The organism is Pedobacter miscanthi (assembly GCF_032678605.1).
Taxonomy (GTDB): domain Bacteria; phylum Bacteroidota; class Bacteroidia; order Sphingobacteriales; family Sphingobacteriaceae; genus Pedobacter; species Pedobacter miscanthi_A.
This window is the reverse complement of the sequence record NZ_JAVTSU010000019.1, coordinates 66,649-79,323: the sequence shown is the minus strand read 5'-3', so window position 1 is coordinate 79,323 and position 12,675 is coordinate 66,649. Positions and strand designations below refer to the sequence as shown.

The window sequence follows — 12,675 nt, the reverse complement described above, 5'->3', positions numbered from 1 at the left end:
TGATAGTACCCCTATTAGCGAAACAATGTTTTTTAACATTCAAGATATCCTCAATAGCAGAAAAAGGGAGCTTGGACAGCCCATCTCCACTCCAGAAGCACTTGTTCTTCGAGGATTCTTAAAATGTCCAAAATGCCACCGATCTTTAAGTGGAAGTTCATCAAAAGGAAAGCAAAAATACTTTACATATTACCATTGCACTTCTGCATGCGGTATACGTTTTCGTTCTGAAAAGGTAAATGAAGCATTTGCGCTAGAGCTATTGAGTTATTTACCGCGTAATGGATTTGAAGAGATATTTATTGAAACTATTGCAGATGCTTATCAAAATCAGGTTGGTTCAATTTTGGATGAGCGAAAAGTTTATTCTAAACAGATACAGGACCTGAATAAAAAAATTGAAAAGGCAAGAGATTTACTATTAGATAATGATATAGATGCTATAGACTTTAGGGCAATCAAAAATGAGTGTAGTGAGAAAATCTCTATTGCAGAATCTAAGTTATCTGAACTCCATACAAAAAACAAGGCAGTCCTGAACATCAGACCTATCGCTGAAAGAGCAATTAAGAATTTAACGAATCTTGATTTATTTTACGAAAATTCCAGTGTTGAAGGGAAAAGATACCTGGTGAGTTGCCTTTTTCCTGAAAAAATGGAATATGATGGAGACCGATATCGAACACTTTTGTAAGGCTTTGAAAGAATCGTGCATCGGACTCAAATTTTAAACCGCGAATATCCTATTTTATTCGCTTAGTCCACAGATTTTGTAACTGATCCCGTATCTACTTGATAAACAAGAAATTAGAAGGCAAAAAAAAGGGGCAAAAGACTATTAAAAATCTCTTGCCCCGTACGGGGTGGCTGATGGGGGATGAATCCAACAAAAAAGCCAACGATTTAACCGCCAATATAGTTACCTCAATTAGTACATACTTTATCATAGTTGGATTACTGACGCAAGAATTTTAATATATTTTACAATAAAATTATTTCAATCCGACCATTTTTAGAAGCTCCGCTTCTTTGGCTGGATCATTTAATTTGATTGTGATGCTGACCTCGTACGCTGACTTTACCAATACGGGGTTCGTTTTTACGTCAGACACGGAATGTACGTTTTCCATCAAATCATAAACTGAAACCTGCAATAGTTCAGCAACTTCATATAGTCTATTTATAGTTAAATCAGATTTTCCACTTTCGATTTTACTATATGCCGCCTGTTTTATGCCAAGTTCATTGGCAACATATTCCTGACTAAAGCCTTTGCTAGCCCGAATATTCCTGATTTTAAGCCCTAAATCATTCATGGATGTAAAATTATTGCATTGATTTTGAATTAGTTATGACTTAAAGTATTATTTTATTCATTAAAAAGTTGTTTTTATTCATTAAAGTAGTGAATATTGCTGTATGGAATTATTACTTAAAAGAATAAATCATTTGTTTGACTTTGTAATAATGCAAATGCAATACCTATAATTTATGTTATGATATATATAAATGAGTAATTGCCCAATAAACGTAATAGAGCAATTCCGAATATTATCGCTAAAAAGAATAATTACAATTTGACTACAAACAAATGGAAACTTTAGAAAAACGCCGAGCCACTAGAAAACCTATAGGTAAAAATGATGTATCGAAAAACAGAAAAACCCAAATAAAAAAACATACAACTATGCACACCAACACAATCCAATCACTGCTTACTGCTAAGGGCTTTAAAAAGGTAGTACCTACTGACGAAATATTGCAGGCATTAGATAACATGACTTTGCACCGTTTCAACAAAATTTTAGATAACAAAGTAAAAATGACATTAGAGGAGGCAGCGGCTTTTGCTAATTGGTTAAGCGTTCCTATTGAAGATTTAACCACCACCCCTACCCAACAAACACACACTCTTGCAGACAAATTCGGCCTAAATCATTAAGTCATGAGCAAACAAACTAAAACTATTTCGAACGCTTGGGAGGCGGAAGAATTAATAATTAAAATGATGGCACAGCAGGACGAAATTAGAACCGCTAGGGATCAGGCCAGAACTAAAGCCACAAATGCCGTCCGTGATGTACAATACCAGTTCTATATGTGCAAAGCCACAATATTTGACAACCAGTTTGTCGAGTTAACCCAAAAAATTGATCCGGTCGCTGAATTTTTAATTATACCGCAATGACACCGGCAGAATATTTAGAAAGCCAAACCAGGTATAAGGAACTTTCAAAACGACAGTTGCAGCTTGAAGCGCAAATCTTATCAAACCAAAATGATCAGAACGCTTTAAGCCAATTAAGAGCCGAATATCGGCAGGTAACAACAGAACTATCAAATATTTTAATTAACAACATTGATCAGGCATCACATGGCAACTCTAACTAAAAAAGAACTAAAAGTATTAAAAGAATTTGGCGATAACCCTAACTACAGGATCGAGACAAACAGCCGAAACCAAATCGTAGCTGTACCTGTAAAGCCAGATAACAGTATGGAACGCTTCGAAGCTGGCCAGGAATTTAAATTAAACAAAAACGCTTCTTTTTTCACAAATATTATATACCGATTTGATCCATCAACCGGTGTAGTAACCAATAATGAAGGGGTTGATGCTATGAAGATCATTGCGGCGTATCGTGATGGTTTCATAGTTGGTAGAACTGGCAGGGAATCACGAATTATCAATTTTTCGGACGTAACCTTTAACGACCATGATTAAAGATAAAAATTTCAGAGGTATAGTGTTGCGAAAAATCGATGATGACGATGAAGCAGTAAATTTCGCGATTATGGAATTAGCTACCGGCAAATTTGTAGATCATGTATCTAAAACTGGCCGGATCACCTTTAGGGTAAATCCGTTTAACGCAAACTATTTTTTATCTAGGAGTTACGCAAACCGTTGGTTAACAGAAAAAAAAATAGATGACACAAAGTTTCAAGTTGTGGCTTTCGAAGAAGCTTACGATAAAGAAACAAAGGAATTAGACGATTTTATCAATTACGGAATTTTACCTGATCTTGAAAATGACTAATAGAGATAGATTTTTAGCTGGCGAAAGCTTTTTCTATCGCGGTTACCTCTACCGGTATAGCAATGATTGGCTTTTAAATTACCTTGGTGCACGTTGGAATTATTATGCTGCATGTGATCCCAGCAATGAAACAGCGCTTTGCGTTATTTACGTCTTTGGTAACCAGGTTACTGAAATAATTGATTATACCTTACTAAGTTTTGGGACACGATGAAAAAGCCATTTGAAACCTATAACGGTGGCAAAGGTGCCAACGGTGTACACCAACAGATTATAAATCACATTCCGCAGTGTGGTTTATTTATTGATGCAATGGTAGGTAACGGTAGCATATTTTTAAACCTTTCATTACCACGGTTAACCATAATAAACGACATTGATCGCAACGTTATAGCGAAATATGACGTTAGTGGATCTAAAACTGAGATATTAAAATATAACACTACTTATTCCTGGCTGATCGTTCAATATGATGGAATGCCCGGGGTTTTCTTTTATTTCGACCCGCCCTATCATTTTGATGTTAGAAAATCCAAACAGGCTCTTTACAACACAGAATGGAATCACGATGAACATGTGGATTTCCTGGAGCAATGTATCATGGTCAAAAGTAACTGTATGATATCGCATTATCCATGCGAATTATATGATGAAATGCTAAAGGGTTGGTACACGCACGATTTTCAAGCCACGACCAGGAACGGCGTCCGAACCGAGCGTATTTATATGAACTATCCACCACCGGTAATATTGCAGGATTTCCGATACCTGGGCAAAAATTACAGGGAGCGCCAACGTATCAAAAGAAAGATCGAGCGTCATTTGAGCAAATTGGAAAGCTTACCGGCCGACGAAAGAACTGCGATACTTTCATCGATCACAGTTAAATACAGCGCTACTGCAGAAAGATTTATTAATTCAGCAACGCCACTTACAACGATATTAGAATCGACAGATTTTGCTCGAGCATCGTCAAAAAAGGAGTTGTTGGCCATAGACACTTTTCTAACCGACAAAACCAGATAAATATGAGCGACCAAACAAACAACCGTATCAATTTTAATGAAAATTGGAACGGTAAACTTCTTTGTAACTGTTTCACAACGATAAGGCTTTTTGATGTTAAATACGAATTGGGAGGTATTTACGACATAGCATTAAAAGATAAGGTATCGGGACCGGCTGAAATAGTTTTTCTTAAGGAAATAACCTTAAATCAAATAACCGTGGCAATGGCTTACACTGATATTGGTTATTCACCTACCCAGGCGCGGGAAATGATAAAACAGTTTTATCCGTCTGTTCCCGACATTGAAAATGCAAAATTTATTTACATCGTTCTAAAACGCACTACTCAAGATGTTAACCTTTCTAACCAAATTGACAAAATCGGAACTATTCAAGCTGCTGACATTCCAATACAGAGATGACTTCACTACATCAGCTTTACTATGGATGTTTATCGTAGTTATAGCCCAAAAACTTCAACTAACTTTTTTCAATTAAGAAGCACGAAAAAAGCGGTGTCACATTGGGAGTGTGTACACCGCTTAAGTTTTACCAAACAAACTAATTATGCTAACGCAAGAAACACGCCAAAAAACCAAATACAATATAAAAAAACGGTTACTTAAGCTTCCAGGCGAATATTATAAAAACCGTTACCAGTTATGTTTATTAATCGGGATCACCGATAGAACACTGATAAGATGGATTGAAACAAAAATCGATCAGCATTTTAGCATTCCTACAGACCAGTTCTACGAAATAGCCGGTTTCCTTGATTGCAATCCAACTGACCTAATCAATATGCCTGATGAATAATCTATCAACTGCCGACCTGTATAGAACAGCATACAATAATGATGCTCCTGATGTGCTGCTTAAGAAAATATCGGAACTACAGAACACTTTGGATCAGGCAAAACAAAATCCATCCAAAAACCTAAAGGCAATAACTTTTTACGAAAGTATTGTTGGCGCAATGAAATACGCATGGTCACAGATGATTGAACAGGATCAGGTATATAAACAAAATCAGTTTTTAAAGCGTGAAAACGACTTTTTAAAGGAACAGGCAGCCTATCTGAACAATGAACTTAACAAATACAAAACTGTGGAGCAATTAACGGTAAGTGGCGAATTAAACGAAACTATCGCAGCTGTTAACGAATTCCTTAAAAACAAACTTCCAAATGAGTAATATCGATATAGAAAACGAAGAAATAGACCTGTTAGAGCCGGAATTAGAGGACGGAGAAACGTTAAGCCCTCACGATGTAAAATTTTGGAAAACAACCTATGAAACTAATAAGGAGACAGGAAAAGCGCGACTAAAAAGCATTACCATCAATAAATTAAAATTATTGAAGGTATTTTTTCTTTTAGGTTTCCGAAGGCTAGACATTGACGATCAATCGACGTTTATCCGGATCGAAAATAACCGTGTAATTAAGCGTATAACAATTAACCAGGTAATTGATACATTCTTTGAATACCTGGATGAAAAGGATTTTTGGTTTGATGATGAAAAATCGCTCAACCTGGATATGATAAAAGAGAAATTTATCACGAGTCCGGGCAGTTATTTTAAAGAAGATAAATTGTACCGGCTTAATCTGTTTACAAAGGAAAAGATCGAATTTAACACTGATACGCTTAACGAAAAATTCCTTTACTATAAAAATGGATTTGTCCGAATCACTAAGGCAGGTGTTGAATTTAATGACTACAGTAAGCTTGAAAAGTATATTTGGGAGAGTGAGGTACTAACACGCAATTTTACTTTTACTAAGTACGAAAACAGTTACGTTGGCCAGTTTGTAAATAAAATCTGCCAAAGTGAAGCTGCCGACGTTGGAGATCGAATAAAAGCTTTAAAGATATTAATGGGCTATTATATGCATTCTTTTACCGATTGCAAGTTAATGGCCTTAATGCTTACGGATAGCAAGATCAGTGAAGAAAACGAAGCCAACGGACGTACAGGAAAATCTCTTTTTTGCAAAATTTTGGGGTATATGCTAAGTAGGAACCCAGAAAAACTGGACGTTAAAACTTTTATCGATATATCCGGCAAAAATTTCGATCCAAAAGAAAAACATCGTTATCAGGATGTAGGCTACGAAACCAAGATCGTTGTATTAAATGACCTAAAAAAATATTTTGATGTTGACTGTATCTACAACGACGTTACCGAAGGTGTAACGGTGGAGCGAAAAAACATGTCTCCTTACCGAGTTAAACCAAAGATAATTTTGACTACCAATAAAACGGTAAAAATCGAGGGCGACAGCTCTAAAGACAGATTTTTAGAGTTTGAGTTTTCAGACTATTTCAGTAAGAAACGCACACCAGAAATGGAATTTAAACACTGGTTTTTCCGCGATTGGGATGCTGATCAGTGGGCGCAATTCGATAATTACATGATTAGTTGCGTTCAAGATTATTTCGTTGCTGATTGTAAGCTTATGGAACCTGAGCATATTAATCTTAACGCACGCAAGCTTAAAGAAAACACGGCTGTTGTATTCCTGGACTTCATGAGCGATTTAAAAATACAGTTTAACCAATGGTACAATAAAGCGGAATTGTTTAGTGCATTTATAAGGAGATACCCTGATTACGATAACCAAAAATTCAAACAAATGCACTTTACAGGATGGGTTAAGCTTTACACCAAATATATGCCAGAGTTTGAAGAGTTCAAAAAAGAACGGGATGAAAAACGGAGTGATGATGTTATCGAAATGATGTTTAGAAAAGCTTCCAATGTGGAAGATGAAATAATGTAAAATTTAATTGAGATATGACAAATCAACTAGCGATTGAAGATTACTGCTGGTATCTATCGAGACCAACAAGTTACAACTTGCCTCCATGTATTGTATTTAGAGGCACGTTTAAAATTGAAGCCTTACCCGTATTTGGATTAAACCCAGGTGATAAAGTTAACCAGATAGGTGTCAAAGTTGGCGGGTCGGCCGCAGTAAATAGAGAAGATTACTTTAAGACTTATGTGGAATATGTGGGTATAAGACATGAACGGATGGGTGAGCGCATAGAAAAATTGTTGATGTTCAAGGTTCAGCAATCGGAATCCGATGGTACAGATGACCCAACGCACTTAGGATACATAGTCATAGAAGCCGATGGGATTACCGAATTGAAAGTACCATGCATAAAAACAAACACTAACAGAATTTTTAAGCCATATTTTAAACTATACAACAATGAAAAATTACACGAAAACACACAAAAACCCTAAAGCAGCTGCAAGCCACAACAATAAGATTAAAAAGCGTGGCGGGATTGTAACAGCAAGGAAAACGAAAAGCGGAACCGTACTTGACTACAAGTTTCCTATATCGAAGCAAAAGGAGTTATTTTAAAACAGAAACGGCCATAAGTTTAAAACCTATGGCCGTTTTCTTTAATTAACGCTCTCAATACAATAATAGCAAAATTAATTAATCTGGGCAACCGTATCGATCAAAATTTCGGCATCTGCCGCCGTAAACTGATCAGTGTTAAAATACACTTTCCATCCATCCATTGTGTGATTGATGGAACCACGGTAAAATCTATCTATCATAATGTCATAGCTCCCACTACCGCCATTTGGTTGCGACAGCTCAACATTCTTTATTTCGTCTCCGAAAGCTGCTTTAAATTCAATCTTGCTCATAAGATTTTTATTTATTACCTGTAAGAACATTTTTTTTGGGGATAAGTTTTTTGCTTGCCTCTCCCCTATCGGAGAGGTTTTTTTATTATTTATAATCTACTCTTTTCCATTTAATAAAAATATCAATATTAACCTCGTTTTCTATATATACTATTCCCTTATTCCTAAACGTAGTTAAAAAAAAGTAAATCAAGTAGTTAAGTAAAACAGTATATATTCCAAACCTATTCCGAGACTATTCCGAAGTATTCCGTTAAATGATTGCACCGGAATAGGTAAAACTGCACTTAGGACTTTTTCGGAATAGCTACGGAATACCCTATTTTACATAACTACTTGATTATCAACCAACGGGAGAGCGGAACACGTAAAACGGAACAATTTGACCCCCACTTTGTAAATGACAGTCGCTGTTGTCAGCAAACAAGCTTTAAACCGCGTTTACATAGTTCCATATTTGTAGTGTTGGTACTCCCAATACCAAACCAAACAAACTAAAAAACTAATGTCTTTAACCGAAAACACAGACCAAAACCCTGCTGCAACTGCTGTTGAGCAAAAACCCGATCCGTCTGCTGTACCTGTTCCGGTGCCAGCTGCTCAACCGGCGGTACCGGAAACGGTTAAACAACCCCGAAATCAGCATTTAAGATCAGATAATCCAAAAATCAAACAGTTTTCGGCACGCTGTACGCAAGCCCAATTTGATAAGATTGAAAGCGCAATGAAAGCAAACAAATGCGTTGATATTGTCGATTTGATGCTGTTTTCAATTAAACTGCATGAAAACGATGTGTTTTCATCATTTAAAACTAAACAGAATGCGTAGAGGTCAAAACACAGTAAAGTTTAATGAACTAGCTAAAAGAACTATGGAACTAAAACCAACAAATGAAATTTTAACCAATGATAATCCCGAAAACGCTGTTTTAGTAGAATCTGATTTGGTTGAAGTAAGTAAAACGCAGTTGAATGAACTGATCGAACAGAACAAATCAATGAAAACAGATATTGGCGAACTGGTCGGTTTGTTTCAAATCTTTACCCCGATACTTTCTGGTAAAGGAATAATTGGTTTAATGGCAGCTATTCCGACACTGGTCAGTGATCCCACTATCACTGGAAAAGTAAATAGCCTAATGCCAATTATTGAAAAGTATTCAGTTAATCAGCACCATGCACAATAAACCATTTGATTTGGGCGATGTACTTGCAGCACCGGTAAACGTTGCTGCATCGCCGGTGATGTCCGAAGAAATTTTCGATACTGAAATGGGCGAAGAAATCCTGCAACCGGTTAAAGAGCCTATTCAGGAACAACCCTTTGTTGATGATCCGCAATTTGCTATGCCGCCAAATCACCTGGCAGAAACCATTGTGGGTATGCTCGACGGTTTGCAATCGTCTCTGATCCCGCTTTGGCGTAAAAAATCCATGTTTACAGCTAAAGAACTGGAAATACTGGATAACATGGATACTACCGGCGGTCACGCTTACCTCGAAAACAGCCCCGAATTTCGCATCTTATTAAAATGGAAAAAGCATTTAGAGGTTTGCGAAAAAATGCCGTTTACAGTGTCTGAAAAGGAGCGGTTGGTCATCGCTACCGCCCGGTATTGCGCTACAATGCAGGTACAGGTATCACCGTTTACGGGGTTATTAATGGCTTTTGGCGAAGTTGCTGCAACTCGATTTGTTTACATAATTTCTGAATAGATGAGGTTTTCTATAGGTACAAAACTTGCAATATTGCTAGCTAGTTCTGGTCTTTCACTGGCTGGTGCTTCCGCAATGATCAGTGTAGAATCCAGGTCACACACGGTGCTTGTACTAGAAGATAATACGAAAGCAGTTATTCCAACAGAAAAGCGCAAGGAATCGGAAGCTATTAAAATCGATCCATACACCGGCGGACTGGATCTTAATCCCATTTCATTTAGCATGCCTGGTATGTCTCCAAAGGAATATGGTTTATCAATTTACCACGGAAATAAACGTAAACGTACTAATAGGTTACGTTTTAGCCATAATGCAAAATTAAAACGCCGATAATGTTAATTGCTTTGATATTCTTTTGTGCCGCTGTTTTCGTACTTCTTTGGTTGTTCAAGGAGGTTCTAATTTATATCCATTGCACGTGGGGTATCAGAAATTACATTTTGGATCACCTCTATTATCTGTACACACTGATAATCAAAATTTTCAATTTATGAAACGCTTTATTTTCGGCTTTACAGTTGGCTTTGTAGCTGCTGGAGCATTTATCCCACGTATGCTAAGAAATATTTTAACCGAAAACAGGCTGATCAGTGATAACGGGCATATCGAGCGGAACAAAAAACTAATGGCAACGATAACCAAAAACCAACTTACCAACCATGAACACAGAAACAACTATTCCAACAACGATTAAGGCATTCGGCAATGATTACGTTTTTCAGGCGGTGATTGACGATGCTACCGATATGGAAAACACCAAAGAAAATTGGCGCAAAGCCGGTCATTTTACAATGGTCAAAAAAGGCAATAGGTTGTATGCCAGCCAGGAAAGATTAAGAGGTTATTAATGAGCCGCGACCTTCATTACAGCGCCATTGTTGTTGGCCAAAAGGGAGTGGGTAAAAGCACTAAACTGGCAACGATTGCTAAGCAGTATCATCCCAGCTTAAAAGTTCTTATAATCGATGTAAACGGATCACCTGCATACAACGCATTTAAACAGGTTGAACCCAAAGATATAGTAAGACTTCAAAAGGGAATTTTCAGGCTCTTAGGTACGCCTGATCTGGCAACACTGACAACAATTGCAACCAAGTTTAGGGATGGACTTGTAATCTTTGAAGATTGCACAAAATACATATCCGGCGCGGTACATCCGTCGATCAAAACATTCTTAGTTGATCATAGGATGTACAATTGCGACCTGATCTTTACTTTTCACTCTCTTAAACGGGTTCCACCTTTTTTTTGGGAAATGATAAGTTATTGCGTTCTGTTCAAAACCGCAGAAGTATTTGAGAACCCGACAAACAAATTTCGCATTCCCAACTATGAAAACATGCTTAAAGCCTTTAATGAGGTGAAAACAAATAAGGATTTAAGATTTAATAAAACTGTAGAAACACTGATCTAATGACTAAACGAGACAAAGAAATTGCAGGTAAACTGTTGGTGCTTATAACTGCATACGAAGCCAATCAGATCGAAATCAAAAAGGCCTCAACTTATCAGCGTAAAAGCCCAAAAGAGGGCTATGTTTGGTACAAAATAACTTACATCGCTGACAATAAATGTGTTTACGATGGTGCTTTCGAAATGAAAATTGAGGCAGAAATGCAGCTGGGCGATAACATCAACAAATTCTTATTAAATCAATTAGCAACGGTGCTTTAACTATGGTTACTCAGGTTGAGTTTACGATAAAAGCGTATTCCATTAAAGAAATGTACATTTTCTATAATGTAACGTATAAAACGTTCATCGCCTGGTTAAAAAGAGTTGATGACCTGGGAAATTACACAGGCAAAAAATATACACCTGCACAGGTACAAAAAATTGTAGACCACTTAGGTTATCCATAATGAGCATTAAAAATAAAGCTGAAATAGGTGATCAGTTTAAATCTGGTAAATTAAATTACACCGATTGGTTGGGCATACAGAAAGGCCCTGAAAAATTTTTCAATTCAGATGAGTTCCAGAAGATTAAAAACCGGAACCGTAAGAATAAACGTTAAGATTTTACAGAATTTAATTAGAGAGCCCGACACGATCGGGCTTTTTTTTGCCCTAAAATGCCCTTGATTTCCCTTGTATACAATTGTTTGCAGTTGTTATCCCGTAGGTTCCGGAACTGATATGCACGGTCTGTACCTGCCGTAATTTTGAGGTAACGATAACAAAAAATCATAAACCAAACTCAAAAAAGCAAATGTTAAAACACATTAATTGGGGGCAGGTAGCCACAATCGTAATTGCAGCTGTCATTGTCTTTTTCTTACAGAAATACCTAACTAAAACGGTAAAAAAATCTGATGGTACAACAGTTTCCTATGTAGGTAACGACGCGATCGGCACATTTTAATTAACCGTTTTCAATTAACCAACTAACAAACCAAACAAAAAAGAAGAATTAGTATGTACATGACAGCAGAACAGATGGAAGATGAAGCAAACGGGTTATCAAACTACGGTGGACGTGGATATGATGGCCGTGGCGATGACTTTTTACAGTTTTCGGGGCCAGGTGGCGCCGGTAGCTTTGCCGACCCGGTTCATCAAGGAAAAATTTTCAATTTAACAATCACCAATACCACTTCCGGTGGTAGTTCAGCAAACTTAACTGCTTTGCTTTGCCCTGGTCTTATCAGTAACGCTACTGGTTTGATCGCCGACGGTGCATTCAATGCAGTTGGCGGTACCGCTGGCTTAACTGGTGCGGGTTCACCTGGATTGATTGCGCACTTAAATGCATTCATCCAAAAATTCCCTTCGCAGATCGTAGGTTTCAAAATCTCGTCTACCAATCCGGCCCAATTTGAACAAAACATTGTTTTACAAAAACAGTCTCCGTTCAAAACGCACACTAGTAAGCCAATCAACGTAGCTATCTATGCAAGTGAAGCTAATCCAAACACCCAATTGATCACCGTTAAAGAAACTTTCTTTATGGATGCTCAAAGCCAAATTTCTTACCAGGTATTACCGAATACTACGGTAACATTAGGTTTAGTTTTCGGTGTGTCACTTAACACGGCTGGTGCTTTGCGCAAGAAAACGCAAAAAGCTGCTGCATCAAAGTACATCGGGTAATTTGAACTCATAAGGTGAGCGATTTTAAGACAATAGCAGAGCGACACCCTGAAAGTGTCGCTCTTGTTTTTCAAAAGCACAATATAGCAGCCCCATCGAACGAAAAAAACCTGATCAATGCAATAAAAATCAAAGG

The 12,675-nt window shown here is 37.3% G+C and carries 26 protein-coding genes; 24 read left to right on the top strand and 2 right to left on the bottom strand.

Going from position 1 to position 12,675, the window contains the following annotated elements; genetic code table 11:
• The first annotated feature begins 25 nt into the window (after window positions 1-25).
• Complete coding sequence (locus R2R28_RS23545; RefSeq protein ID WP_316828105.1) at window positions 26-694, top strand: recombinase zinc beta ribbon domain-containing protein; 669 nt, start codon at window positions 26-28, stop codon at window positions 692-694.
• Window positions 695-992: 298 nt separating this feature from the next.
• Here R2R28_RS23545 and R2R28_RS23540 read toward each other — a convergent pair whose 3' ends face one another.
• On the bottom strand, window positions 993-1,316 hold the full coding sequence (locus R2R28_RS23540; RefSeq protein WP_316828104.1) for a helix-turn-helix transcriptional regulator: 324 nt from the start codon (window positions 1,314-1,316) through the stop codon (window positions 993-995).
• A gap of 275 nt (window positions 1,317-1,591) precedes the next feature.
• Between R2R28_RS23540 and R2R28_RS23535 the strand changes: the two genes are divergently transcribed.
• The 11 genes from R2R28_RS23535 (at window position 1,592) to R2R28_RS23485 (ending at window position 7,308) form a co-directional block, all read left to right on the top strand.
• Window positions 1,592-1,942, top strand: coding sequence for a hypothetical protein (locus tag R2R28_RS23535; RefSeq protein ID WP_316828103.1), 351 nt, complete (start codon window positions 1,592-1,594; stop codon window positions 1,940-1,942).
• 3 nt (window positions 1,943-1,945) lie between these two features.
• Complete coding sequence (locus R2R28_RS23530; RefSeq protein WP_316828102.1) at window positions 1,946-2,188, top strand: hypothetical protein; 243 nt, start codon at window positions 1,946-1,948, stop codon at window positions 2,186-2,188.
• A complete protein-coding gene (locus R2R28_RS23525; RefSeq protein ID WP_316828101.1) occupies window positions 2,185-2,391 on the top strand; it encodes a hypothetical protein in 207 nt (68 codons plus the stop codon). The genes R2R28_RS23530 and R2R28_RS23525 overlap by 4 nt, the downstream gene beginning before the upstream one ends.
• Window positions 2,375-2,725 (top strand): hypothetical protein, encoded by a 351-nt coding sequence (locus R2R28_RS23520; RefSeq protein ID WP_316828100.1) that lies wholly within the window; start codon window positions 2,375-2,377, stop codon window positions 2,723-2,725. Before R2R28_RS23525 ends, R2R28_RS23520 begins: the two co-directional genes overlap by 17 nt.
• Window positions 2,718-3,041, top strand: coding sequence for a hypothetical protein (locus tag R2R28_RS23515; protein WP_316828099.1), 324 nt, complete (start codon window positions 2,718-2,720; stop codon window positions 3,039-3,041). The genes R2R28_RS23520 and R2R28_RS23515 overlap by 8 nt, the downstream gene beginning before the upstream one ends.
• 210 nt (window positions 3,042-3,251) lie before the next feature.
• Complete coding sequence (locus tag R2R28_RS23510) at window positions 3,252-4,067, top strand: hypothetical protein (protein ID WP_316828098.1); 816 nt, start codon at window positions 3,252-3,254, stop codon at window positions 4,065-4,067.
• A gap of 2 nt (window positions 4,068-4,069) precedes the next feature.
• The gene (locus R2R28_RS23505; RefSeq protein WP_316828097.1) at window positions 4,070-4,471 is read left to right on the top strand and encodes a hypothetical protein; all 402 of its coding nucleotides are present in this window, start codon (window positions 4,070-4,072) and stop codon (window positions 4,469-4,471) included.
• 145 nt (window positions 4,472-4,616) lie between these two features.
• Window positions 4,617-4,865, top strand: a complete 249-nt coding sequence (locus R2R28_RS23500) for a hypothetical protein (RefSeq protein ID WP_316828096.1) — start codon at window positions 4,617-4,619, stop codon at window positions 4,863-4,865.
• Window positions 4,858-5,244 (top strand): hypothetical protein, encoded by a 387-nt coding sequence (locus tag R2R28_RS23495; RefSeq protein WP_316828095.1) that lies wholly within the window; start codon window positions 4,858-4,860, stop codon window positions 5,242-5,244. The genes R2R28_RS23500 and R2R28_RS23495 overlap by 8 nt, the downstream gene beginning before the upstream one ends.
• The gene (locus tag R2R28_RS23490) at window positions 5,237-6,835 is read left to right on the top strand and encodes a hypothetical protein (protein WP_316828094.1); all 1,599 of its coding nucleotides are present in this window, start codon (window positions 5,237-5,239) and stop codon (window positions 6,833-6,835) included. Before R2R28_RS23495 ends, R2R28_RS23490 begins: the two co-directional genes overlap by 8 nt.
• 14 nt (window positions 6,836-6,849) lie before the next feature.
• The gene (locus tag R2R28_RS23485; RefSeq protein ID WP_316828093.1) at window positions 6,850-7,308 is read left to right on the top strand and encodes a hypothetical protein; all 459 of its coding nucleotides are present in this window, start codon (window positions 6,850-6,852) and stop codon (window positions 7,306-7,308) included.
• A gap of 198 nt (window positions 7,309-7,506) precedes the next feature.
• Here the strand turns inward: R2R28_RS23485 and R2R28_RS23480 are convergent, their stop codons facing one another.
• Entirely contained in the window at window positions 7,507-7,728 is a 222-nt protein-coding gene (locus R2R28_RS23480) for a hypothetical protein (protein ID WP_316828092.1), read from the bottom strand.
• A gap of 505 nt (window positions 7,729-8,233) precedes the next feature.
• On the opposite strand from R2R28_RS23480, the gene R2R28_RS23475 reads away from it, so the two are divergent.
• The 12 genes from R2R28_RS23475 to R2R28_RS23420 all read left to right on the top strand — a co-directional run bounded on the left by R2R28_RS23475 (window position 8,234) and on the right by R2R28_RS23420 (window position 12,539).
• The gene (locus R2R28_RS23475) at window positions 8,234-8,557 is read left to right on the top strand and encodes a hypothetical protein (RefSeq protein ID WP_316828091.1); all 324 of its coding nucleotides are present in this window, start codon (window positions 8,234-8,236) and stop codon (window positions 8,555-8,557) included.
• Entirely contained in the window at window positions 8,550-8,915 is a 366-nt protein-coding gene (locus tag R2R28_RS23470; protein WP_316828090.1) for a hypothetical protein, read from the top strand. Before R2R28_RS23475 ends, R2R28_RS23470 begins: the two co-directional genes overlap by 8 nt.
• Window positions 8,878-9,444 (top strand): hypothetical protein, encoded by a 567-nt coding sequence (locus tag R2R28_RS23465; protein WP_316828089.1) that lies wholly within the window; start codon window positions 8,878-8,880, stop codon window positions 9,442-9,444. The genes R2R28_RS23470 and R2R28_RS23465 overlap by 38 nt, the downstream gene beginning before the upstream one ends.
• Complete coding sequence (locus tag R2R28_RS23460; RefSeq protein WP_316828088.1) at window positions 9,445-9,780, top strand: hypothetical protein; 336 nt, start codon at window positions 9,445-9,447, stop codon at window positions 9,778-9,780. It abuts the gene before it with no gap.
• Between the two features lie 157 nt (window positions 9,781-9,937).
• Entirely contained in the window at window positions 9,938-10,141 is a 204-nt protein-coding gene (locus tag R2R28_RS23455; RefSeq protein WP_316828087.1) for a hypothetical protein, read from the top strand.
• Window positions 10,107-10,295 (top strand): hypothetical protein, encoded by a 189-nt coding sequence (locus R2R28_RS23450; protein ID WP_316828086.1) that lies wholly within the window; start codon window positions 10,107-10,109, stop codon window positions 10,293-10,295. Before R2R28_RS23455 ends, R2R28_RS23450 begins: the two co-directional genes overlap by 35 nt.
• Entirely contained in the window at window positions 10,295-10,861 is a 567-nt protein-coding gene (locus tag R2R28_RS23445; RefSeq protein ID WP_316828085.1) for a hypothetical protein, read from the top strand. The genes R2R28_RS23450 and R2R28_RS23445 overlap by 1 nt, the downstream gene beginning before the upstream one ends.
• A complete protein-coding gene (locus R2R28_RS23440; RefSeq protein ID WP_316828084.1) occupies window positions 10,861-11,121 on the top strand; it encodes a hypothetical protein in 261 nt (86 codons plus the stop codon). Before R2R28_RS23445 ends, R2R28_RS23440 begins: the two co-directional genes overlap by 1 nt.
• Before the next feature lie 2 nt (window positions 11,122-11,123).
• Window positions 11,124-11,309 carry a hypothetical protein gene (locus R2R28_RS23435; protein ID WP_316828083.1) on the top strand — a complete coding sequence of 62 codons (186 nt, stop codon included), beginning with the start codon at window positions 11,124-11,126 and terminating at the stop codon, window positions 11,307-11,309.
• Window positions 11,309-11,464, top strand: a complete 156-nt coding sequence (locus R2R28_RS23430) for a hypothetical protein (protein ID WP_316828082.1) — start codon at window positions 11,309-11,311, stop codon at window positions 11,462-11,464. Before R2R28_RS23435 ends, R2R28_RS23430 begins: the two co-directional genes overlap by 1 nt.
• 194 nt (window positions 11,465-11,658) lie before the next feature.
• Entirely contained in the window at window positions 11,659-11,811 is a 153-nt protein-coding gene (locus tag R2R28_RS23425) for a hypothetical protein (protein ID WP_316828081.1), read from the top strand.
• A gap of 59 nt (window positions 11,812-11,870) precedes the next feature.
• Entirely contained in the window at window positions 11,871-12,539 is a 669-nt protein-coding gene (locus R2R28_RS23420) for a hypothetical protein (RefSeq protein ID WP_316828080.1), read from the top strand.
• The last annotated feature ends 136 nt before the right edge of the window (window positions 12,540-12,675 follow it).